This window comes from Paraburkholderia sp. GAS38 (genome assembly GCF_050434965.1).
GTDB lineage: Bacteria > Pseudomonadota > Gammaproteobacteria > Burkholderiales > Burkholderiaceae > Paraburkholderia > Paraburkholderia phenazinium_A.
The window spans coordinates 580,063-602,675 of record NZ_JBNDJO010000002.1 but is presented as its reverse complement, the minus strand read 5'-3'; the positions used below and the strand labels follow the sequence as shown (position 1 = coordinate 602,675).

The following is a 22,613-nucleotide window of genomic DNA, read 5'->3' as shown; positions in this document are numbered from 1 at the left end:
AGCTTACGGCGCGGCCTTTGCACGGCCGTCACGCCCGCACCGACAGGACACACCATGGCAATTTACAAGCTGGGCGATGCAGCCCCCACCATCCACGAGAGCGTGTTCGTCGCGGATACCGCAACCATCATCGGCAAGGTCTCGCTCGAGGAAAATTCGAGCATCTGGTTCGGCGCGGCGATCCGCGGCGACAACGAACTGATTTCGGTCGGCCGGGGCAGCAACGTCCAGGAAGGCGCCGTGCTGCATACCGATCCCGGCTACCCGCTCACCATCGAAGCCAACGTGACGATCGGCCATCAGGCCATGCTGCACGGCTGCACCATCAAGGAAGGCGCGCTCGTCGGAATTCAGGCGGTGGTCTTGAATGGTGCGGTGATCGGCCGCAACTGTCTGGTCGGAGCAGGCGCCGTCGTCACCGAGGGCAAGGTATTTCCTGACAATTCGCTGATTCTGGGCGCGCCGGCCAAGGTTGTGCGCGAACTGACGGAAGCCGACATCGCCGGCATGCGCCGTAACGCGGCCAATTACGCCGAACGGCGCGCATTTTTCAAGGCGCAGCTCGTGCGTATCGGCTAGGCATGCCGCACGCGCAGCACTGAGCTGTGCCATTCGACCGAGGAAAAGTTGTGAACGACCAGTTGCAAAAATTCATGTTCAGCGCAGCGCCGGTGCGCGGCGAGATCGTTTCGCTGCGCAATACGTGGCAAGAAGTGCTGACCCGCCGCGACTATCCGGCGCCGGTGCGCACGATACTCGGCGAAATGATGGCCGCGTGCGCGCTGCTGTCGGCGAACCTGAAGTTCGACGGTACGCTCATCATGCAGATTTTCGGCGACGGTCCGGTCAAGATGCTGGTGGTGCAATGCAGCTCGGATCTCTCGATGCGCGCCACCGCCAAGTTTTCCGGCGAAGCGGACAGCACCATCGGCGACGACACGACGCTCATCGAACTGGTCAACGCCAGCGGCCACGGCCGCTGCGTGATCACGCTCGACCCGCGCGTCAAGCAGCCGGGCCAGCAGCCCTATCAGGGCATCGTGCCGCTGTCGGGCCTCGACGGTCCGCTCAAGTCGATGTCGGAGGTGCTCGAGCACTACATGCACCACTCCGAGCAGCTCGACACGCGCCTGTGGCTCGCGGCCAATACCGAACGCGCCGTCGGCATGCTGCTGCAGAAGCTGCCCGGCGACGGCGGCATCGTCCCGCATCCGGGCGAGCTCGACGTCGACACCTGGGAGCGCGTCTGCACGCTCGGCGGCACGTTGTCGCAGGACGAACTGCTCAAGGAAGAGCCGGAGACCGTCTTCCGGCGCCTGTTCTGGCAAGAAAACGTTCAGCATTTCGAACCGGCGCCGGCACGCTTCGAATGTAGCTGCTCGCGTGAGAAGGTCGGAGCGATGCTGAAAATGCTAGGCCGCGAAGAGGTGGACAGCGTGATCGAAGAGCGCGGCCACGTCGAGATTCACTGCGAGTTCTGCAACCAGCGCTATGAGTTCGATCCGGTCGATGTGGCGCAACTTTTTGTCGCCAGCGAGCTCTCACAAGGTGTCTCTCCCGCTGCGGACCAGCGGCATTAAGACGGGTCGATCGCGCCGCCTGACAACTGCAAGGCGGCGCGATATCGTGGAACATGGGTGGCGCCCTCTGCTCGCGGTTTGCTTAGGGGTGCGACCGATGGAGGTCAAAAACAATGAACAACCCTACTCCGTTACTGCAAACCCTTCGTGCGTGCGTCGCGCTATCTCTGGTGTCCGGTACGGCGCTGCTGACCGGTTGCGTGATGGACCCGCCGGGTCCGTCGCCGATCTACAGCCGTCTGCCGGCCGACCAGTCCGGCTTGCCTAACGGCACGCGTCCGCTGACTGAAGAAGAACGCCAGCGCTACGACGCCATCGACAAGCAGGTCATGGCCGACCAGAACCAGGCCATCGCGGCCGATAACGCCGCCCAGGCCTGGGCGCGCTACTACACGCCTCCGGTGACGGTCTATGGCGGGTACTACGGCGGCGGCTGGGGCCCCGGCTGGGGTGGTGGCGTGGGCTACGGCTATGCGCCGGGCTGGGGATGGGGCTGGTGATGTGCCACTAAGTGGCGTCGGCGTCATTGAGGCTTGCCGCCTCAATGCGCCGGCTTCTTCTCTTTCGAACTCTTGTCCTTCGCGTCCTTGCCGGCGTGCTTGCGATCCGGCTTCGCCCGCGATTCCGGATTCGGCACCACGCGCACCGGCGCGGCCGAGACCTCGCCACGCGTCGAGGTCGTCACCGAGGCGTTATTCGGCGTCGGCAAAGGTGCGTTGGGCGAGACGAACTGCACGAACACCTCGCCGTCCTTCACCATCCCCATCTCGTAGCGCGCGCGCTCTTCCACCGCCGCAGTACCGTTCTGCAGATCCTGCACTTCGCCCGCAATACGCTCGTTGCGCAGCTTCTCGTCGGCGTTCTTCTGCACCTGCTGCGCCAGTTCGCCTTGCAGTTCATGGACGCGCAGCCAGCCGCCATGCTCCCACCAGAGCGGGTACTGGATCAGCGCCAGCAGTACGATCAGGACAGCAGTGACAAGCCGCATGAAGTAAGCACAATAAATACACGCCGCCCTGCGCTATACGCAGGGCGGCGTGCTGAATCAGAAACGAAAGAGAGCCGGCTCAACGGTCAAAACCCGCGCTCAAGCCTGACGGCTGAGCTTGGCGTTCAACGCAGATTGTAGAACGCCGACTTGCCCGGGTAGCTGGCGATATCGCCCAGGTCCTCTTCAATACGCAGCAACTGGTTGTACTTCGAGATCCGGTCGCTACGCGACAGCGAACCCGTCTTGATCTGGCCGGCGTTCAGGCCCACGGCGATATCGGCAATCGTCGAATCTTCCGTTTCGCCCGAGCGGTGCGAGATCACGGCGGTGTAGCCGGCGCGCTTGGCCATTTCGATCGCGGCGAAGGTCTCCGTCAGCGTACCGATCTGGTTGATCTTGATCAGGATCGAGTTGGCGATGCCCTTGTCGATGCCTTCCTTCAGGATGCGCGTGTTGGTGACGAACAGGTCGTCGCCCACCAGCTGGATCTTCTTGCCGAGCTTGTCGGTCAGGATCTTCCAGCCGGCCCAGTCGCTTTCGTGCATGCCGTCTTCGATCGAGACGATCGGGAACTTGTCGGCCAGATTCGCCAGATAGTCCGCGAATTCCGTCGACGACAGTTGCAGGCCTTCGCCCGCCAACTGGTACTTGCCGTCGTGGTAGAACTCGCTCGCGGCGCAGTCCAGTGCCAGCAGCACGTCTTCACCGGCGCGGTAGCCGGCTTTCTCGATGGCTTGCAGAATCGTGGACAGGCATTCGTCGTTGCTGCCGAAGTTCGGTGCGAAACCGCCTTCGTCGCCCACCGCCGTGCTCATGCCGCGGTCGCTCAGGATCTTCTTCAGCGCGTGGAACACTTCGGCGCCGCAGCGCAGTGCTTCGCGGAAGGTCGGCTGGCTGACCGGCACGATCATGAATTCCTGGATGTCCAGGCTGTTGTTGGCGTGCGCGCCGCCGTTGACGATGTTCATCATCGGCACCGGCAGTTGCATCGCGCCCGAGCCGCCGAAGTAGCGGTACAGCGGCAGGCCGGCTTCTTCGGCGGCAGCCTTGGCGACCGCCATCGACACAGCCAGCATCGCATTGGCGCCGAGGCGCGACTTGTTGTCGGTGCCGTCGAGTTCGAGCAGGGTCTTGTCGAGGAAAGCTTGCTCGGAAGCGTCGAGGCCCATGATCGCTTCGGAGATTTCGGTGTTGATGTGCTCAACAGCCTTCAGCACGCCCTTGCCGCCGTAACGGCCGGCTTCGCCGTCGCGCAGTTCGATCGCTTCGCGCGAACCCGTCGATGCACCCGACGGAACCGCAGCGCGGCCCATCGTGCCCGACTCGAGCAGCACGTCGCATTCGACGGTGGGGTTGCCTCGCGAATCGAGAATCTCTCGACCGATGATATCTACGATAGCACTCATGGTTTCCTCAAGAAATGACGTTGGATTCTTACGGTGAAACGGCGTCTGACGTACGAGGCGCAGCCTCTAAGCAGACACGTTGGACGACCATTGGGTTCAACTCGGGGTGTAAAGCGGATTCAGACGCGCCGCGTCGGCTTAGGGGTCGACACCGCGCGCGGACCTGCATCAGTTGAAATCGCTTTCGAGGAACGGCGTGCGCTTCACGGCCTGATCGAGCGTCAGCAAGGTCTCGAGCAGATCGGCCATGCGATGTAGCGGCACGGCGTTCGGACCGTCCGACATGGCCTTCGCCGGATTCGGATGGGTTTCCATGAAAAGCCCGGCGACGCCGACCGCCACCGCGGCACGCGCCAGCACCGGCACGAACTCGCGCTGGCCGCCCGAGCTGGTGCCCTGCCCGCCCGGCAACTGCACCGAGTGGGTGGCGTCGAACACGACCGGCGCGTGGGTTTCGCGCATGATCGCAAGCGAGCGCATATCCGACACCAGGTTGTTATACCCGAACGACACGCCGCGCTCGCAAGCCATGAAGCGGTCTTCCGACAGACCGGCTTCACGTGCGGCGTCACGCGCCTTGTCGATCACGTTCTTCATGTCGTGCGGCGCGAGAAACTGGCCCTTCTTGATGTTGACCGGTTTGCCCGAACGCGCGCAGGCGTGAATGAAGTCCGTCTGGCGGCACAGGAACGCCGGCGTCTGCAGCACGTCGACCACTGAGGCGACCTGCTCGATCTCGTGTTCCGCGTGCACGTCGGTCAGCACCGGCAGGCCGAGCTGGCGCTTCACTTCCGACAGGATGCGCAGGCCCTCGTCCATGCCCAGACCGCGGAACGACTTGCCGCTGCTGCGATTGGCCTTGTCGTACGACGATTTGTAGATGAACGGGATGTTCAGCTTCGCACAGATTTCCTTCAGCCGGCCGGCCGTGTCGATCGTCATCTGTTCGGATTCGACGACACAGGTGCCCGCGATCAGGAAAAACGGCTTGTCCAGTCCGATTTCGAAATCGCCCAGTTTCATGCTTTCTCCTCGACGAGCGACTGCTGGTGCGCCAGCGCCGCTTCGACGAACGATTTGAACAGCGGATGCCCATCGCGCGGCGTGGACGTGAATTCCGGGTGGAACTGCACACCGACAAACCACGGGTGCATGCTGCGCGGCAATTCCATCATTTCCGGCAGATCTTCGCTCGGAGTACGGGCGCTGATGATAAGGCCGCCGCCTTCGAGCTGGGGCACGAAGCGGTTATTGACTTCATAACGGTGACGGTGACGTTCGTTCACGTCCTTGCCGTAGATCTCTTCGGCCATCGTGCCGGGCTTGATCGGGCAGCGTTGCGAGCCGAGGCGCATCGTGCCGCCGAGGTCCGACTCTTCGGTGCGCTTTTCGACGCGGCCGTCACGGTCATACCATTCGGTGATCAGCGCGACCACGCGGTTCGGCGTGCCCGGATCGAACTCAGTGCTGTTCGCGTCCTTCAGGCCGACCACGTCGCGCGCGAATTCGATCACCGCCAGTTGCATGCCGAGGCAGATGCCGAGGTACGGCACCTTGGCTTCACGCGCATAGCGGATGGCTGCAATCTTGCCTTCGGTACCGCGCCGGCCGAAGCCGCCCGGCACCAGCACGGCGTCCAGATGCTTGAGGCTCTCGACGCCTTGCGTTTCGATCTCTTCCGAGTCGATGTATTCGATGTTGACCTTGGTCGACGTGTGGATCGACGCATGGCGCAGCGCTTCGATCAGCGACTTGTACGACTCCGTCAGGTCCACATACTTGCCGACCATGCCGATCGTGACTTCGTGCTTCGGCTGTTCGAGCTTCTCGACCATGGCCGACCACATGGACAGGTCAGCGGGCTTCGGCGTGAGCTTGAGCTCGTCGCAGACGATCGCGTCCATGCCCTGGTCGTGCAGCATTTGCGGAATCTTGTAGATGCTGTCCGCGTCCCACACGGAGATCACCGCGTCTTCCGGCACGTTGGAGAACATGGAGATCTTCGCGCGCTCGTCGTCCGGGATGGGACGGTCGGCACGGCACAGCAGCACGTGCGGCGAGATACCGATTTCGCGCAGTTTCTGCACGCTATGCTGGGTAGGCTTGGTCTTCAGCTCACCGGCCGTCGCGACCCACGGCACCAGCGTCAGGTGCACGAAGCACGCGCTGTTGCGGCCGAGGCGCAGGCTCATCTGACGCGCGGCTTCGAGGAACGGCAGCGATTCGATATCGCCCACCGTACCGCCGACTTCAACGATGGCGACATCCGGCTCGCCGCACGTCGCAGACGCTGCGCCGCGCTCGATGAAAGCCTGGATTTCGTTCGTGATGTGCGGGATCACCTGGACGGTCTTGCCCAGATAGTCGCCGCGGCGCTCCTTGCGGATCACCGATTCGTAAATCTGGCCCGTGGTGAAGTTATTGGCCTTGCGCATCTTCGTGCTGATGAAGCGCTCATAGTGGCCGAGGTCGAGGTCAGTCTCCGCCCCATCTTCCGTCACGAACACTTCGCCGTGTTGAAACGGACTCATCGTGCCGGGGTCGACATTGATGTAGGGATCGAGCTTGAGGAGGGTGACTTTCAGACCGCGCGATTCGAGGATCGCGGCGAGGGAAGCGGCGGCAATACCCTTGCCGAGGGAAGATACTACGCCGCCGGTGACGAAAACATATTTGGTCATCGCTGGATGCTCGCGGGAAAAACGGATTATACCGTAAAGCAGGGTACCAACCCAGCAAAATGCGCGGCGTCCGCACCGATCCTGCACCGTTTTATGCGCCGCCTGCTCCTGCCTGACGACTCGCGTGCTGCTCGTGCGCTGCTCGCTTGCTGCTCATGTATTGCCCATCCTGCTTCGGCGCGGCATGCATGAATCCATCCGCGCATGTTACCGCCGGTTTCGCGCCATGTGCAGCTTCACACCGTATTTAACACATGGCCGTGACGGGCCTGCGTATCGGTCTCCCGATGGGGCGGCTCGCGCCACCCTCCCCGTCGATTCACGCGCTCGCCGTCGTTGAGAGAGCGGCGGCGTTGGACCCCGCCCGTCTTGAGAGGGCAGCGGCCTCGGAACCGGCCGGCTCACCTCAGGCGCGCCGCTCCAGTTCACGCAACATGCGCTGCACCGCCCGCGCCGTTTCCAGCGGCTTTTCCATGGGATACAGATGGCTGCCCTCGATCCACTCGAGGTGACCGCCGGTTGCACGGCGCGTGGCGTCCAGTCCGGCCTGACGGATTTCCTTCGAATGCGTCCCGGCGATGAACCCGACCGGCACCGGCGCGCCGCGGGCGAGCCGCGAGCCGAGCGTGTGCGGCAAGGTCTTGTAGATCCGGTACTCGGTGCGGCGATCGAACGCGAGCGTGCGCGTGCCGTCCGGCGAACTCTGCGGAATGCCGAAGTCGATATAGTCGGACAGCATCCGCTCGTCCCAGCGTGCAAAGGCGGCCTTCGAATGAAAGTGCCGCCAGGCTTCGTCGCGGCTCGCCCACTGGGTGCGCCGCGCGCGCGTCGCGGCCGCCGGCGAGAGGCGCTCGTCGAGCCCGGTCCATTGCGACACGCGCAGCATGCTGCTGCGCCAGCCGGCGATCACCGGCGAATCGAGCATCACGACACCCTTCACCCACTGCGGTTTCTTCAGCGCGGCCATCAGCGACAGATAACCACCCAGCGAATGGCCGACCAGCCACACCGGCTGCTCATAGGAACGGCTGATGTCGTCGAGCAACTGTTCGACCAGATGCGGCCAGTCCTGCGTCACCGGAAAGCGTGTGTCGTGGCCGATGCGTTCGATGAAACGCACGTCGTAGTCGTCGGCGAGCTCGGCGAAGATGGTCCGGTAGGTCGACGCGGGAAAACCGTTCGCGTGCGAGAAATGGATGATGTTTTTCAAGTGCTGCTGTCTCCGTTCCTGATTCTGTGAGCCTGGGGGCACGGCCGGCTGCGGCGCATGCGGCTTTCATCGATCCATCCAGTACCGGTGATGCGCGCTGCGATAGCGTTCGAGCCAGAGCGTCGCGCGCGGCGCCGGGCTGCCCTGCGCGGGCGGGTCCTGGGCGGAGTCGCTGCCGGCCAGGATTTGCACCGCGCCGTCCTCGTCGCTGCGCGCCAGTTCGATATGCCGCGCCAGATAGCGCTCGAAGACGCCCGGGTTGGGATGGTGAAAACGGTTGCGATAGCCTACCTGAAATACCGCGACCAGCGGCTCGATAGAGTCGAGGAACGGCTCGGTCGAGGAGGTCTTGCTGCCGTGATGCGGCACGAGGAGGATCTGCGCGGACAAGGCTGCACGGTCGCGCGCGAGCAGGATGCGCTCGACCGGGGCTTCGATGTCCGCGGCCAGCAGGGCGGCGAGATGAGGCGTGGGGACGGCGTTGTCCGCGCTGGCTGCCGTGTTGACCGTGTTGGCTGCGGACATCGCGGGGCCACTGGTAGCAAGCGCACCCGCGGTACTGACGCGCAACACGCAGCAATGCGCATTCGGCTTGCCCTCCAACGGCCCCGGATCCGGCCAGAGCATGCTGAACTCGACGCCATCCCACTGCCAGTGCTGACCCGCCGCGCAGCGCACGGTATCGGCGCCAACCGCGCGCGCCTTGTCCCACAGCCCATTCGAAGGCGCGAGCCCAGCCAGCAACTGGCGCACCTCAACACCTTCGAGTACGGCCGGCGCGCCGCCCGAGTGATCGGAATCGGCGTGGCTGATCACCATCGTGTCCAACCTGTACACGCCGTTGGCCTGCAGGTACGGCACGACGACCCGCTCGCCCGCATGCGTCGATTCCGGTCCGGGCCCGGCATCGAATAGCAACGCGTGATGCGCGGTTTCCACGAGGATCGACGAGCCCTGGCCGATGTCGAGCGCAGTCAGCCTGAACGCACCGGGCGGCGGACCGGGCGGAGGCGGCAACAGGAGCGGCAACCAGGTCAGCGGTGCCGCCCAGCGCAACGGCCAGCCGCGCGGCGCGAGGCACCACGCGACGCCGATTGCGGCCGCGGCCAACGCCCAGCCGTTTGGCTGCGGCACACGCCAGAGCGCCCAACTGACGCCCGAGAGCGTCTGCAGACCAGCGGCCAGCAGTTCGAGCAGTGCGTGAGCGGCGTGAAATGCGTAGGCATCGAACGGCATGGGCAAAGCGACCCCCGCCAGTACGGCGGGCGTCACGAAGAGACTCACCCAGGGAATCGCAAACGCGTTGGCGAGCGGCCCAATCAGGGGAATCTGCGAGAACCAGTAAACGGTCAGCGGTGCCAGCGCGACGGTCACCGCGAACTGCACCTGTGCGGCACTGCGCAAGCGTGCCGCAAACGCCCGGGCGCGAACGCGCAATGCGGCGAGCATGCGCGCGGCGAAGCGCCGAAAGGGCACGCGGCTTGATAGCGTAGTCGGAAGCGCGCTCAGGGGTCCGCTCGCCTCCGCGCCAGGGTGTGCAATGGAGTCCACGTTGGGTTGTGCCGTCACTTGCGCGCAGGCAGGTGCATTGAAGCGAGCGCCCGAGTCCGCGCCCGTACCGCCGTGCGCCCCCAACCCAGCCTCAGCATCCTGCTCGTCATGCCCTTCATCATCCCGCACACGCGGCCGCCCCGACATCGCATACACGATCGCCGCCACCGCGCAAAACGACAGCCAGAACCCCGCCGACACCACCGCCCACGGATCGAGCAACAGCACCAGACCCAACGCCCAGCCCAGCACCCACGACGGCGCCACGCTACGCCCGCTGACAAACGCCAGCGCCACGGCACCCGCCATCCACAGCGCGCGCTGCGCCGGCACATTGAACCCGGCGAGCGCGGCGTGCATCGCAGCAAACAGCACCCCCGCACACACCGCGACCTTCTGCGCCGGGATCTTCAGCGGCCAGTTGCGCCCCACGAAACAGGAGCGACGCCACAGCGCGCCGGCGAGCCATCCGGCGAGTCCCGCGACGAAGCCGATATGCAGCCCGGAGATCGCCACCAGATGACTCGTGCCGGTGGCGCGCATCAGCGTCCAGTCGGCGGCACTGACTTCGTCCTGCGCGCCGACCGCCAGCGCCACCACGATGCCGCGATGCGGCGCGTCGGCCAGTACGGTGTCAATGCGCGCACGCAGCGCGGCACGCCAACGGTCCACGCCGACACCCCACCCGTGTGCGAATCCGGCAAGCCTTCGTGCCGTCTCCGGCTGGCTCACGTAACCCATGGCGCGGACATTGCGCGCCAGCAGGCCCGCTTCGGCATCGCGCACGCCGTAATTCGCGTTGCCATGAGGACGCTTGAGCCGCACCGTCAGCCGCCAGCGCGCGCCAGGTTCCAGCACCGGCGGCGGAGGGCCTTGTTCGTCGATCCACGACAGTTGGATCGTGCGGGGAAAATGCGCAATCGGCGCAGCGGCAGAGTCGACGTCGAACAGGAAACGTACGCCCTTGTCGTCGCGATTCGGCAGACCATGAACGGCGCCCTGAACTTCGATGTCACGACCTTCCCACGCACCCGGCAAGCTCACCGCAAGACGCAGGTCGGCGCGCCACGCCGCATAGCCGAAACCGGCGCAAGCGGCAGCTACCCAAACCGCGCACCAACCGCTGCGAATCCGCCAGCGCGCTCGACCACGCATTGCCCAAACGGCCCACACAAACGCGGTGCTCATCACAAGCAACAGCACCAGCCACCCACGCCACTCAGGCAACGCCGCTTGCTGCTGCAAAGCGATCACGCCTAACGCAAACCCACCCCACACTGCCCGCATTCGCCCTCCACCTGCTGACCGTCAACTGCCAAACCGCCACAGCCAGGCGCGCCGCCCGACTGCCGCCGGGCGTCACCATCAGACTCAGGTCAGAAAGCTATTTCAGACGAACTGCCGGGCGCGGGTTCCGCCCGGCGTGAACCACTGGAGAGATTATGCAGACGAAAGCGCGAGCCGCGGCAGCGCGGCGTGAGCGTTAGCCGTTGTGCCTATGGCAAGCTCATCTACACCGATGCCGCGCAGTTGCGCGAGCCCCGCGCCGATGGCGGGAATCTGGTCCGGCGTATTGCGTTGGCGGTATAGCCAGGAGGGGGAAATATCGGGGGCGTCGGTTTCGACGACGAGGGCATCGAGCGGCAATTGCGCCGCGAGACGCCGGATCTGCAACGCACGCTCGAAGGTCAGGTTGCCGCCGAAGCCAAGGTGCATGCCCTGATCGATAAACGCCTGCGCCTGCTGAAAGCTGCCGTTGAACGCATGGGCGATGCCGCCATGCACGCGATGCTTGCGCAGCCCCTTGAGCACCTGATCCTGCGACTTGCGCACATGGCAAATCACCGGCAGAGCGAATTCGTGCGCGAGCTTCAGTTGCTCGTTGTAGAAGAATTGCTGGCGCGCATCGTCGAGGCCCGGCACGAAGTAATCGAGGCCAATCTCGCCAAGACCGACAAACAGCGGATCGTCGAGACTCGCTTCGATCTCCATGCGCAACACGTCGAGATCCGCGTCCTGCGCGCCCGGCGTAAACAGCGGATGAATCCCGAGCGCATAGGCGCCGCCTGCCACGCGATGCGCCAGTTCGCGCACCGTCGCGAAGTTCTCGCGCGCCACGCCCGGAATCACGATGCGCCCCACCCCGGACTCGCGGGCAGCCGCGGCCACCGCGTCGCGATCCGCGTCGAATTCCGACGCATCGAGGTGGCAGTGCGTATCGATCCACATGCTCGCGGCCCCGCGGTGAAAAAGCGTTACGCGGGCACCGGCGGCTCTTCGTGCAGCACGCCGTCGCGCAGACGCATGATGCGGTCGCAGCGCGCCGCCAGATCCGGATCGTGAGTGACGATCACGAAACTGGTGTCGAAGGTTTGCGACAGTTCGAGCATCAGGTTGAACACGGTGTCGGCGGTGCCGCCGTCGAGGTTGCCGGTGGGCTCGTCGGCCAGCACGCAGGCCGGGTTGGTAACCAGCGCCCGCGCAATCGCCACGCGCTGGCGCTCGCCGCCCGACAGTTCGCCGGGACGGTGTTTCGCGCGCTGCGAGAGGCCCACCCGCTCGAGCGTCTGCAGCGCGATGCGGCGTGCTTCCTCGGTCGGCATGCGGCGGATGCGCAGCGGCATCGCGACGTTGTCGAGCGCGGTGAACTCCGCGAGCAAATGGTGGAACTGATAGACGAAACCGAGCGAGCGATTGCGCAGGTCGTTGCGCTCGCGCTCCGAGAGTTTCGTGAACGGCTTGCCGAGCACCGACACCTCGCCGGTGCTCGGATCGTCGAGGCCGCCCAGCACATGCAGCAAGGTGCTCTTGCCCGAACCCGACGCGCCGACGATCGCCAGCTTCTCGCCGCGCCGCACCGACAGTTGCGTGTTGTTCAGCACCTGCACGTTCAGGCCGCCCTGCACGAACGACTTGGAGATGCCGGTGGCTTCGAGGACGTACGGATGCAACGCGCTGTCTGAGGACATAGGGTGAGGAATCGAACGGTCATTCATAGCGCAGCGCCTCCGCAGGACGGACCTTGGCACCACGCCAGCTCGGATACAGCGTGGCCAGCGCGGCCAGCACGAAAGCGATCACGCCGATCCGGGCCACGTCGCCCGGTACCAGCTCCGACGGCAGCTCGCTGATGAAGTACACCGACGGCGGCAGGAACTGCACGCCGAGCAGATGCTCGATCATCGGCACGAGCCATGGAATGCTCCACGCAATCAGGCAGCCCAGCGCCACCCCCGTGGCCGTGCCGATAAAGCCGATCGTCACGCCCTGCACGACGAAGATCTTCATGATCGACCCCGGCTGCGCGCCGAGCGTGCGCAGAATGGCGATGTCCGCCTGCTTGTTGGTCACCGTCATCACCAGCGACGACACCAGATTGAACGCCGCCACCGCGATGATCAGCGTCAGGATAATGAACATCATGCGCTTCTCAATCTGCACGGCCGAGAACCAGGTCTTGTTCTGCTGGGTCCAGTCGCGGATATAGAGGTCGCCCGAGAGGGTGCGCGCCAACTGGTGCGCGACCTCCGGCGCGCGCTGCATGTCTTTCAGGCGCAAGCGCACGCCGGTCGGCGCGGGCACGCGGAACAGCACCTGCGCATCCTGAATGTTGATCAGCGCGAGCGTGCTGTCGTATTCGTAATGCCCCGACTCGAAGATGCCCACCACCGTGAACTGCTTGAGACGCGGCAGCATGCCTGCGGGCGTGATGGTGCCTTCGGGCGCCACCAGCGTGATCTTGTCGCCGATCATCACGCCCAGATTGGCCGCCAGATCGGTGCCGAGCACGATGCCGAAATCGCCCGCCTTCAGGTCCGACAGCTTGCCGCCGCCTTTCATTTCCTTGTAGATATCGGAAACCTGCGGTTCGAGCGTGGGATCGACGCCGCGCAGCGCCACGCCGCTCACCGAGTCCTGACGCGTGAGCAGCGCCTGCGCGTCGACATACGGCGCCGCGCCGATCACTTCCTTGTTCTGACGCGCTTCCTTGGCCGTCAGTTGCCAGTCCGGCATGGAGCCGGTCGGCGAAAAGATTTCGACGTGCGCAAGCACCGACAACATGCGGTCGCGCACCTCTTTCTGGAAGCCGTTCATCACCGACAGCACGACAATCAGCGCCGCGACGCCGAGCGCGATGCCCGACATCGAAACGAGCGCGATGAACGAAATAAAGCCGTTACCGGTCGTGCGTTTGCCGGCGCGGGTGTAGCGCCAGCCAATCTGCCATTCGTAGGGAAATTTCAAGCGAATCCTTTTCTGCGTTCTTCGGCCTCTTGCTGCGGGCTAGTCGCGGCTTTGGGCTTTACCATGGCGCTGCCGTTGCCTGCGGCGGCGCACGACGGCGGCAATCCCGCGCCCCATGCGGCCCGAGGGTCGTGACCGTTGGTGTCGGATCGGAGCGGATGGTTCCGGCGGGGTATCTGCCGCCGCTTCATCTGCTGCCAGTCATCTGCCGCTGATCAAGCGCGAAGTTTGCCATACAACGGGTAGAGCCTTCGCGAACCGGTTCCGGCGCTTACGCGTGCGCCGGGCTGGCGTGCAGTTCGAGACCCAGCGCCCGGATCACCTTGATGATCGTTGCGAAACTCGGGTTACCGTCTTCGGAAAGCGCCTTGTAGAGCCCCTCGCGAGAAATTCCGGTGTCACGGGCGAGCTTCGCCATGCCGCGCGCGCGGGCAATCACTCCAAGCGCATGCGCGAGATAGGCCGGGTCGTCACCCCCTTCCAGCAGGCAGGCTTCGAAATATTCGGCCATGTCCGTCTCGGTCTTCAGGTGTTCGGCCGAATCCCACAGGCGGGTTTTGATCTTTTCCATCAGTTACTCCATATCGAGATTACCGAGCATCTTGTGCGCGGTCCTGATATCCGCCGCCTGGGTCGACTTGTCGCCGCCACACAGCAAAATCGCCAGCATCACCCCACGCTGCACGTAATAGACGCGATAGCCGGGTCCATGGTCAATGCGCATTTCACTAATGGGTACGCCGACGCAACGGGCATCCCCCGGATTGCCCAAGGCCAGCCGGTCGATGCGCGCCTGTATCCGGCGCTTCGCAAGCCGGTCACGAAGGCTGCGGAACCAGTTGTCGAAAACCTCAGATGTTCGGATAGTCAGTATTGGCAAGTGTAATCCATGGTTCACATATCATCAACCATGATTCACGGCCAACGATCGGTTAAGGGTCTGCCTGCGCAACGGTCCTCATTCGCATCCGGACGATGCGCGGTGAGGCGGTGCGTTGGAGGCGCGCAGTGGTAACTCCCGAGATTCGGGAATCCAATTTACCGTCGAAGCCGGAGCGCATGAAGTCGTCCAATCGGCCGATGTGCGACCCCGGACAAAGCTGCTAACCCGGTACCGTCCAGTCGATCCCCGGCCGCGGGCCCTTTCCTCTCGGCGTCCTGCGTCAGGAATCGAAACGCCGGCATCGTTTGCCATACAATGCGCAGCATCATGCACGCCAACCGTCTTCACCTTCTCCTGCCCTTCGCGCTGCCCGCCGCAGCCGATGCCTCCACCGCGCTGTACAACATCCAGAGCCCCGCCCTCGACAAGCTGCTTGCCCGGGCCACGCTGGTCGAGCGGGTGATCGGCGAGGACTTCCAGCGCACGCTGCCGCACGAACGCTGGGTGGCCCGCCGGTTCGGCACGGTCGCGAGCGGCGCGGGAGCCGCGGACGAGGCGCCGCTCGCGCCCTACATGCTGCGCGCCGACGGCGGCGAGCCCGGCACGTCGACCTGGGCCTGCGTGCAACCGGTGCACGTGCGCATCGCGCACGATCATCTGGTGCTGATCGACCCGGCGTCGCTCGCGCTGACCGACGCCGAAGCCAGCACGCTGCTCGACGTGGCCCGGCCGCTGATCGAAGAACTGGGCGTGCGCATCGAGGCGCCGAAACCTACCCGCTGGTATCTCGCGAGCGACGCCTTCGGCACGCTCGCCGGCGCTTCGCCGCTGCGCGCCAGCGGCCGCAACATCGAAATCTGGCTGCCGCACGAGGCCCACACGGGCGAGCGTTCGCGGGCGTGGATGAAGCTGCAGAACGAAGTGCAGATGGCGTGGTTCGAGCATCCGGTGAACGAGGCGCGCGAAGCGCGCGGGCTGCCCTCGGTCAACTCCATCTGGTTTCACGCGCAAGGCGCGGCGCAGCCGGTGACCAGCCCGTTTGCGCGCGTCCTGTCGGATGCGGCCGCCACGCGTGGTCTTGCGCTGACAGCAGGGGTCGAGACCGGGGCGCCGCCGGCTTCGTTTGCGGCCCTCGCTGCGGCTGCGAACGGCGCGACTGATGCGACTGGTGCGGGCCGCGACGCAGGTAGCCGTGCCCATGGCAGCAACGGCGCCGCAGCCACCACGCTGGTCGAGCTCGATCCGTTTTCCGCCCCCTACATCGAGCAGGACTGGGGCCGCTGGAACGAGGCATTCGCCGCACTCGAGACCGAGTGGTTCGCCCCCGCGCTCGCCGCCTTGCAGGCGGGACAACTCGGCGAACTGGGCCTCACGCTGTGCGGCGATACCGGCTCGGTGACGCTCACCATCACGCGCGGCGATCTGCGCAAATTCTGGCGGCGTCGCGTGCTTGCGTCGCTCTTTATCGAATGATGGCGCGATGATCCAGCGACTCATCCCGCCCATCACCCCGCGAATATTTCATCGCATGTTTTCCGGCCTTTCCGCATGACTCGAATCGTTACACGCGCCTGCTCTCCCGTCGACGCCGAAGTATTGACCCGCCACGGCCTGCATCCGGTGCTGGCCCGTCTGTATGCGTCGCGCGGCGTGTGCCAGCCGGATGAAATCGAAACCGGCCTCGCGCGGCTCGTGCCGCCCGCGGGTCTCAAGGGCTGCGAAGAGGCGGCCGCGCTGCTCGCCGATGCAATTCAGGGCAAACGCCGCATGCTGGTGGTGGCCGACTACGACTGCGACGGCGCCACGGCATGCGCCGTCGCCGTACGCGGCCTGCGGATGTTCGGTGGACACATCGAATATCTGGTGCCGAACCGCTTCGAATACGGCTATGGCCTCACGCCCGAGATCGTCGCGCTCGCCGCGCGTAGCGCCTCAGGCAAGCCGGATCTGCTGATCACGGTGGACAACGGCATCGCCAGCGTCGACGGCGTCGAAGCGGCCAACGCGCTCGGCATCGACGTGCTCGTCACGGACCATCACCTGCCGGGCGACGAACTGCCCGCCGCCCGCGCGATCGTCAATCCGAACCAGCCGGGCTGCACCTTCCCGAGCAAGTGCATCGCCGGAGTCGGCGTGATGTTCTACGTGCTGCTCGCGCTGCGCGCCGAGCTGCGCAAGCGCGGCGCGTTCAACGACGCGCTCCCCGAACCGCGTCTGGACGGCCTGCTCGATCTGGTCGCGCTGGGCACCGTGGCGGACGTCGTCAAGCTCGACGGCAACAATCGCGTGCTGGTCGCCCAGGGTCTGCAACGCATCCGCAAAGGCAAGATGCAGCCGGGCATCGCCGCGCTCTTTCGCGCCGCCGCCCGCGATGCCCGCAACGCCTCCGGCTTCGACCTGGGCTTTGCGCTCGGCCCCCGTCTGAACGCGGCGGGGCGGCTCTCGGACATGTCGCTCGGGATCGAATGCCTGACCACCGACGACATCGGCCGCGCGTGGGAACTCGGGCAGCAGCTCGACGCGATCAACCGCGAGCGGCGCGAGATCGAAGCCGGCATGCAGCAGCAGGCGCTCGAAGATCTGTCGACGGTCGATCCGGCCGACTCCGCGACCATCGTGCTCTTCAACCCGGGTTGGCATCAGGGCGTGATCGGCATTGTCGCGGGACGGCTCAAGGAAAAATTCCACCGGCCCGCGTTCACCTTCGCGCCGGCTGATGAGACCGGCGTGCTCGTCAAAGGCTCGGGCCGCTCGATCACGGGTTTCCATCTGCGCGATGCGCTCGACCTGATCTCGAAACGCGAACCCGGCATGATCGTCAAGTTCGGCGGCCACGCCATGGCCGCGGGCATGACGCTCGCCGCGGCGGACGTGCCGCGTTTCACGGCGGCCTTCGAAGCGGTCGGCCGCGAGTGGCTTTCCGCTGACGCGCTGGCGCGCGTCGTCGAAACCGACGGCGATCTCGAAGAGGCCTATTTCACGCCGCAGTTTGTCGAGATGCTCGACGCCGCGGTCTGGGGCCAAGGTTTTCCGGCGCCGGTGTTCTCGGGCGAATTCGAAGTCGCCTCGCAGGCGCTCGTGAAGGACAAGCATCTGAAGCTGCAACTGCTGCGCGGCAGGCAGCGTTTCAACGCCATCTGGTTCAATCACACTGACTCGCTGCCCGCGCGCACCACCATCGCTTACCGGCTTGCAAGCGATACGTGGAACGGCGTCTCGCGCGTGCAGCTGATCGTCGAGCATGCGGTGAGCTAGGGGCGGTTCGCCGCCAGCCGGAACCGCCAAAACCACCCCAAATCCCCCGCAAAACCGCCCCAAACCCCGCCGGAAACGTGCATTAGCCTCCGGCGGGCAGCCTCGATCGGCTATAATTTCCCCTTTTTACGAAGCCACAAAAGATCGACATGGAAGCGGAACGTCTCAACGCGATCGAAGCCTCTCTGGCCGACCTGCGCCGTCGCGCGGGCGAGCTACGGGGGTATCTTTGACTACGACGACAAAGCACTGCGTCTAATCGAAGTCAACCGGGAACTCGAAGACCCGAACGTCTGGAACGACTCGAAGCATGCCCAGGCCCTCGGCCGGGAAAAGAAGCTGCTCGACGACGTCGTCGGCAAACTCACCTCGCTCGACAACGACCTGCGCGACGCGCAGGACCTGTTCGGCATGGCGCGCGAAGAAGCCGACGAGGAAACCCTCCTCGCCTGCGAAAGCGACGCAGCCGGCCTGGAGTCGCGCGTGGGCGATATGGAATTCCGCCGCATGTTCTCGAACGCCGCGGACCCGAACAACGCGTTCCTCGACATCCAGGCAGGCGCCGGCGGCACCGAAGCGTGCGACTGGGCCTCGATGCTGCTGCGCCAGTACCTGCGCTACTGCGAGCGCAAGGGCTTCAAGACCGAAGTGCTGGAACAGACCGACGGCGACGTCGCCGGCATCAAGAACGCCACCATCAAGATCGAAGGTGAATACGCCTATGGCTTCCTGCGTACCGAAACCGGCGTGCACCGCCTCGTGCGCAAGTCGCCGTTCGACTCGTCGGGCGGCCGCCATACGTCGTTCTCGTCGGTGTTCGTGTACCCGGAAATCGACGACTCGATCGAAGTGGACATCAACCCGGCCGATCTGCGCATCGACACGTACCGCGCGTCCGGCGCGGGCGGTCAGCACATCAACAAGACCGATTCCGCAGTGCGGATTACGCACATGCCGTCTGGCATCGTCGTGCAGTGCCAGAACGACCGTTCGCAGCACCGCAACCGCGCCGAAGCCATGGCCATGCTGAAATCGCGCCTGTACGAAGCGGAAATCCGCAAACGTCAGGCCGAGCAGGACAAGCTCGAAGCCGGCAAGACCGATGTGGGCTGGGGTCACCAGATCCGTTCGTACGTGCTGGACAACAGCCGCATCAAGGATCTGCGTACCAACGTCGAAATCAGCAATACCAAGAGCGTGCTCGATGGCGACCTCGACCCGTTCATCAGCGCCAGCCTGAAACAGGGCATCTAAAGGCGACGCAACCTAGCGCATCCGGCGCGGCGAACTTTGCCGCGCCGCATCTTTTGACCGCCTGTTGCAGTCCGATTTACGGCCGGCAGGCAACCTCGTGCGGCCCACCCACACGCAGGCTACTCGAATACCGACCCATCATGACCGAACCGATCCAGACGAACGCCGCGCCCGAGGGGGACGAAAACAAGATCATCGCCGAGCGCCGCGAAAAGCTGCGCGAGCTGCGTGAACACGGCGTCGCTTACCCGAACGATTTCCGCCCCACGCATCACGCCGAAGATCTGCAGGTGCAATACGCCGAGACCGACAAGGAAGCACTCGAAGCGAATCCGCTCGAAGTCGCCGTGGCCGGCCGCATGATGTTGAAGCGCGTGATGGGCAAGGCAAGTTTCGCTACCGTGCGCGACGGTTCGGGTCAGATCCAGTTCTTCATCACACCGGCCGACGTCGGCCAGGAAACCTACGACGCGTTCAAGAAGTGGGACATGGGCGACATCGTCGCCGCGCGCGGCGTGCTGTTCCGTACCAACAAGGGCGAGCTGTCGGTGCGTTGTACCGAACTGCGCCTGCTGTCGAAGTCGCTGCGTCCGCTGCCGGACAAGTTCCACGGCCTCGCCGACCAGGAAATGAAGTACCGTCAGCGTTATGTCGACCTCATCGTCACGCCGGAAACGCGCAAGACTTTCGTGGCGCGCACCAGGGCGATGTCGTCGATCCGCAAGTTCATGGCCGAAGCCGACTTCATGGAAGTCGAAACGCCGATGCTGCACCCGATCCCGGGCGGCGCGGCGGCCAAGCCCTTCGTCACGCATCACAACGCGCTCGACATGCAGATGTTCCTGCGCATCGCACCGGAGCTGTACCTCAAGCGTCTGGTGGTAGGCGGCTTCGAGCGCGTGTTCGAGATCAACCGGAATTTCCGTAACGAGGGTGTCTCGGTGCGCCACAATCCGGAATTCACGATGATCGAGTTCTACGCCGCGTACACCGATTACCAGTGGCTGATGGACTTCACCGAACAACTGATCCGTCAGGCCGCTATCGACGCGCTCGGCACGGCGACGATCAGCTATCAGGGCCGCGAGCTGGATCTGGCGAAGCCGTTCCATCGCCTGACGATCACCCAGGCCATCCAGAAGTACGCCCCGCACTACACCGACGCGCAACTGGCCGACGCCGCATTCCTGCGCCCTGAACTGAAGAAGTTCGGCGTCGATGCCTCGCAGCCGCAGTTCCTGAACGCCGGCGTCGGCGCGCTGCAACTGGCGCTCTTCGAAGAGACGGCCGAATCGCAGCTGTGGGAGCCCACCTACATCATCGACTACCCGGTCGAAGTATCGCCGTTGGCGCGCGCGTCGGACACCATGGCGGGCATCACCGAGCGTTTCGAGCTGTTCATCACCGGCCGCGAAATCGCCAACGGTTTCTCGGAGCTGAACGATCCGGAAGACCAGGCCGCGCGTTTCAAGAAGCAGGTGGACCAGAAGGACGCCGGCGACGAAGAAGCCATGTTCTACGACTCCGACTACATCCGCGCGCTGGAGTACGGCATGCCGCCGGCCGGCGGTTGCGGCATCGGTATCGACCGTCTGATCATGCTGCTGACCGACAGCCCGAGCATCCGCGACGTGATCCTGTTCCCGCATCTGCGCCGCGAAGACTGAGCGCGCTGATCGATCGTAGTGGCCGCAGTGGTACTGGTACACAACGGCTCGACGAGTAAGACCCAACGCCCGGCACATCCTGCCGGGCGTTTTGCATTTCGAGGGCCGCGCTACGGCCTGATGGTCCCGGCGACCTTGATGGTTTGTAACTATCGGTAAAAGCTGCGTGATGCGTTCCGACTCGCGGCGCCGCACCCTCCCCGCCTTCTCCTGAGGAATCAAGCTTTGCCCCCGCTCTGCGGCTGTCTGCGCCCCACACAGCCGCACGCCGGACGCAGATTTGGTTACAACTTGAAACCTTGGCCCAGACGAACTGTCGGACACTGTGTCTCAATAAAAGTCGACTCTGCTTGAGACGGAGGTCCAACATGAACAACCCAAACACCACGCAAACACGTCGTATCCATCCGCTTGTCGCGACCGCGGCCGGCGCAGTCATCATCGCCAGCCTCGCTGCCACGGCGGCCGTAACGGGCCTGTTCCCGAAGGCGTCGAGCAGCGGCGCGCAAAACGATCAGACCCAGGCGGCCCAGGTCTCCGCGCAGGCCGCTTCGCAACCGGTGGTCGATTCGTCGCAGCCGGCCAATCCGGCGACCTACGCGCAGCAGCAACAGGCTCAACCACCGCAGCCGCAACAGCCGGCACAGACCGACGCCCAGGCCGCGCCGGCCCCGGCGCCAGTACCTGCGCCGAACCAACAGCAGTACGCTGCGCAACAGCAGGCACAACCAGCGCCGCAACCGGCACCAGGCCAATACGCGCAGCAACCGGCACCGCAGCCGGCCTATTGCGCTAGCTGCGGCACGGTCGTCGCGATCTCGGAAGTGCGTCAGGAAGGTCACGGCACCGGTATCGGCGCGGTAGGCGGCGCCGTGGTCGGCGGTCTGGTGGGCAACCAGTTCGGCGGCGGCGTAGGCCGTGGCGCGATGACGGTGCTGGGCGCAGTCGGCGGCGGCTTCGCCGGCAACTCGGTGGAAAAACATATCCGCAGCACGACCGCTTACTCGGTCCACGTACGCATGGAAAGCGGCAAGAACCGCTACTTCACATACCACGAAGCGCCGCCGTTCCAGCAAGGCGAGCGCGTGCATCTCGAGAACGGTACGCTCGCCGCGGGTTAAGCGACGACGGACGAGCCGCGCTAACGGACTGGCAGGCCCGGCGCCGCTACAGCCAGCCGGGTACACATGGACCGCCGGCAACAGGCGGCCCTCGTTCCTGCTGCTCCTCGCCGCAAACGCAAAAAGGCGATTCCAATGGAATCGCCTTTTTGTTTGTTCAAGCCGGACAAGCCGCAGCCGGCTCAACTCCGCTCAATAATCCGCGTCCTCGATCCATGCCGCCTGGATCGCTTCGAGTATCTTCTCGTTCGAACGGTTCGGATCGTCGTCGAAGCCTTCGAGTTCCGTCACCCAGCGGTGCAGGTCGGTGAACCGTATCTGCTGCGGGTCCACTTCCGGGTGCTTGTCGGTGAGGGCCATCGCGATGTCTTGCGTGTCGGTCCACTTCATGGCTGCGCGCTCCTGTTAGTGATTTTCCTTCGCGTGGTTGATCGAGTAACGCGGGATTTCAACAACGAGATCCTGGTCGGCCGGCACCATGGCCTGGCACGACAGACGCGACTCGGGTTCGAGACCCCACGCCTTGTCGAGCAGATCGTCTTCGTCCTCTTCCGACGGCGTGAGCGCATTGAAGCCCTCACGCACGACGACGTGACAGGTCGTGCACGCACACGATTTCTCGCAAGCGTGCTCGATTTCAATGCCGTGTTCCAGCAGATTGTCGCAGATGCTCTTGCCCGGTACAGCATCGATTACCGCGCCTTCCGGGCACAGTTCGACGTGGGGCAGCACAACGATTTGAGGCATACGATTTCCGTTTGGTCTGGGG

General features: G+C 64.6%; 21 protein-coding genes. 8 read left to right on the top strand and 13 right to left on the bottom strand.

Annotation, left to right across the window (positions count from 1 at the left end; translation table 11 throughout):
* Positions 1-54 precede the first annotated feature (54 nt).
* From P3T42_RS06800 to P3T42_RS06790, 3 genes are all read left to right on the top strand, one after another.
* Positions 55-579, top strand: coding sequence for a gamma carbonic anhydrase family protein (locus tag P3T42_RS06800; protein WP_429305521.1), 525 nt, complete (start codon positions 55-57; stop codon positions 577-579).
* 50 nt (positions 580-629) lie between these two features.
* A complete protein-coding gene (gene hslO / locus P3T42_RS06795; RefSeq protein WP_074299837.1) occupies positions 630-1,580 on the top strand; it encodes an Hsp33 family molecular chaperone HslO in 951 nt (316 codons plus the stop codon).
* Positions 1,581-1,693: 113 nt separating this feature from the next.
* Positions 1,694-2,080 carry a hypothetical protein gene (locus P3T42_RS06790; protein WP_074299840.1) on the top strand — a complete coding sequence of 129 codons (387 nt, stop codon included), beginning with the start codon at positions 1,694-1,696 and terminating at the stop codon, positions 2,078-2,080.
* Positions 2,081-2,121: 41 nt separating this feature from the next.
* Here the strand turns inward: P3T42_RS06790 and ftsB are convergent, their stop codons facing one another.
* The 11 genes from ftsB to P3T42_RS06735 all read right to left on the bottom strand — a co-directional run bounded on the left by ftsB (position 2,122) and on the right by P3T42_RS06735 (position 14,544).
* On the bottom strand, positions 2,122-2,568 hold the full coding sequence (gene ftsB / locus P3T42_RS06785) for a cell division protein FtsB (protein WP_429305520.1): 447 nt from the start codon (positions 2,566-2,568) through the stop codon (positions 2,122-2,124).
* A 125-nt stretch (positions 2,569-2,693) separates the two neighbouring features.
* Positions 2,694-3,977 (bottom strand): phosphopyruvate hydratase, encoded by a 1,284-nt coding sequence (gene eno / locus P3T42_RS06780; RefSeq protein ID WP_074299844.1) that lies wholly within the window; start codon positions 3,975-3,977, stop codon positions 2,694-2,696.
* A gap of 168 nt (positions 3,978-4,145) precedes the next feature.
* The gene (kdsA, locus tag P3T42_RS06775) at positions 4,146-5,000 is read right to left on the bottom strand and encodes a 3-deoxy-8-phosphooctulonate synthase (RefSeq protein ID WP_074299846.1); all 855 of its coding nucleotides are present in this window, start codon (positions 4,998-5,000) and stop codon (positions 4,146-4,148) included.
* Entirely contained in the window at positions 4,997-6,658 is a 1,662-nt protein-coding gene (locus P3T42_RS06770) for a CTP synthase (RefSeq protein WP_074299848.1), read from the bottom strand. Before P3T42_RS06770 ends, kdsA begins: the two co-directional genes overlap by 4 nt.
* Before the next feature lie 406 nt (positions 6,659-7,064).
* Complete coding sequence (locus P3T42_RS06765) at positions 7,065-7,868, bottom strand: alpha/beta fold hydrolase (protein WP_074299850.1); 804 nt, start codon at positions 7,866-7,868, stop codon at positions 7,065-7,067.
* A 66-nt stretch (positions 7,869-7,934) separates the two neighbouring features.
* A complete protein-coding gene (locus tag P3T42_RS06760; protein WP_429305519.1) occupies positions 7,935-10,706 on the bottom strand; it encodes a ComEC/Rec2 family competence protein in 2,772 nt (923 codons plus the stop codon).
* A 153-nt stretch (positions 10,707-10,859) separates the two neighbouring features.
* Positions 10,860-11,648, bottom strand: a complete 789-nt coding sequence (locus tag P3T42_RS06755) for a TatD family hydrolase (RefSeq protein ID WP_074299854.1) — start codon at positions 11,646-11,648, stop codon at positions 10,860-10,862.
* 26 nt (positions 11,649-11,674) lie between these two features.
* Positions 11,675-12,415: a lipoprotein-releasing ABC transporter ATP-binding protein LolD gene (gene lolD / locus P3T42_RS06750; protein ID WP_074299856.1), complete on the bottom strand. Its 741-nt coding sequence runs from the start codon at positions 12,413-12,415 to the stop codon at positions 11,675-11,677.
* Positions 12,408-13,664, bottom strand: coding sequence for a lipoprotein-releasing ABC transporter permease subunit (locus P3T42_RS06745; RefSeq protein ID WP_074299858.1), 1,257 nt, complete (start codon positions 13,662-13,664; stop codon positions 12,408-12,410). The genes lolD and P3T42_RS06745 overlap by 8 nt, the downstream gene beginning before the upstream one ends.
* Before the next feature lie 271 nt (positions 13,665-13,935).
* On the bottom strand, positions 13,936-14,235 hold the full coding sequence (locus P3T42_RS06740) for an addiction module antidote protein (protein WP_429305518.1): 300 nt from the start codon (positions 14,233-14,235) through the stop codon (positions 13,936-13,938).
* A gap of 3 nt (positions 14,236-14,238) precedes the next feature.
* Complete coding sequence (locus tag P3T42_RS06735; RefSeq protein ID WP_429305517.1) at positions 14,239-14,544, bottom strand: type II toxin-antitoxin system RelE/ParE family toxin; 306 nt, start codon at positions 14,542-14,544, stop codon at positions 14,239-14,241.
* A gap of 318 nt (positions 14,545-14,862) precedes the next feature.
* Between P3T42_RS06735 and P3T42_RS06730 the strand changes: the two genes are divergently transcribed.
* The 5 genes from P3T42_RS06730 to P3T42_RS06710 all read left to right on the top strand — a co-directional run bounded on the left by P3T42_RS06730 (position 14,863) and on the right by P3T42_RS06710 (position 21,844).
* Positions 14,863-16,020 (top strand): regulator, encoded by a 1,158-nt coding sequence (locus P3T42_RS06730; RefSeq protein ID WP_074299862.1) that lies wholly within the window; start codon positions 14,863-14,865, stop codon positions 16,018-16,020.
* A 75-nt stretch (positions 16,021-16,095) separates the two neighbouring features.
* On the top strand, positions 16,096-17,802 hold the full coding sequence (gene recJ / locus P3T42_RS06725) for a single-stranded-DNA-specific exonuclease RecJ (RefSeq protein ID WP_429305516.1): 1,707 nt from the start codon (positions 16,096-16,098) through the stop codon (positions 17,800-17,802).
* Between the two features lie 149 nt (positions 17,803-17,951).
* A protein-coding gene (gene prfB, locus P3T42_RS06720; protein WP_143788440.1) for a peptide chain release factor 2 occupies positions 17,952-19,056 on the top strand; the annotation gives its coding sequence in 2 pieces (ribosomal slippage) (positions 17,952-18,032 and positions 18,034-19,056; 1,104 coding nt in all).
* Positions 19,057-19,196: 140 nt separating this feature from the next.
* Positions 19,197-20,723: a lysine--tRNA ligase gene (lysS, locus tag P3T42_RS06715; protein WP_074299866.1), complete on the top strand. Its 1,527-nt coding sequence runs from the start codon at positions 19,197-19,199 to the stop codon at positions 20,721-20,723.
* A gap of 368 nt (positions 20,724-21,091) precedes the next feature.
* Entirely contained in the window at positions 21,092-21,844 is a 753-nt protein-coding gene (locus P3T42_RS06710) for a glycine zipper 2TM domain-containing protein (protein ID WP_429305515.1), read from the top strand.
* 192 nt (positions 21,845-22,036) lie between these two features.
* On the opposite strand, the gene iscX is transcribed toward P3T42_RS06710, so the two are convergent.
* Positions 22,037-22,234, bottom strand: coding sequence for a Fe-S cluster assembly protein IscX (gene iscX / locus P3T42_RS06705; RefSeq protein WP_074299870.1), 198 nt, complete (start codon positions 22,232-22,234; stop codon positions 22,037-22,039).
* Positions 22,235-22,249: 15 nt separating this feature from the next.
* A complete protein-coding gene (gene fdx / locus P3T42_RS06700) occupies positions 22,250-22,591 on the bottom strand; it encodes an ISC system 2Fe-2S type ferredoxin (RefSeq protein WP_074299872.1) in 342 nt (113 codons plus the stop codon).
* Positions 22,592-22,613: the final 22 nt, after the last annotated feature.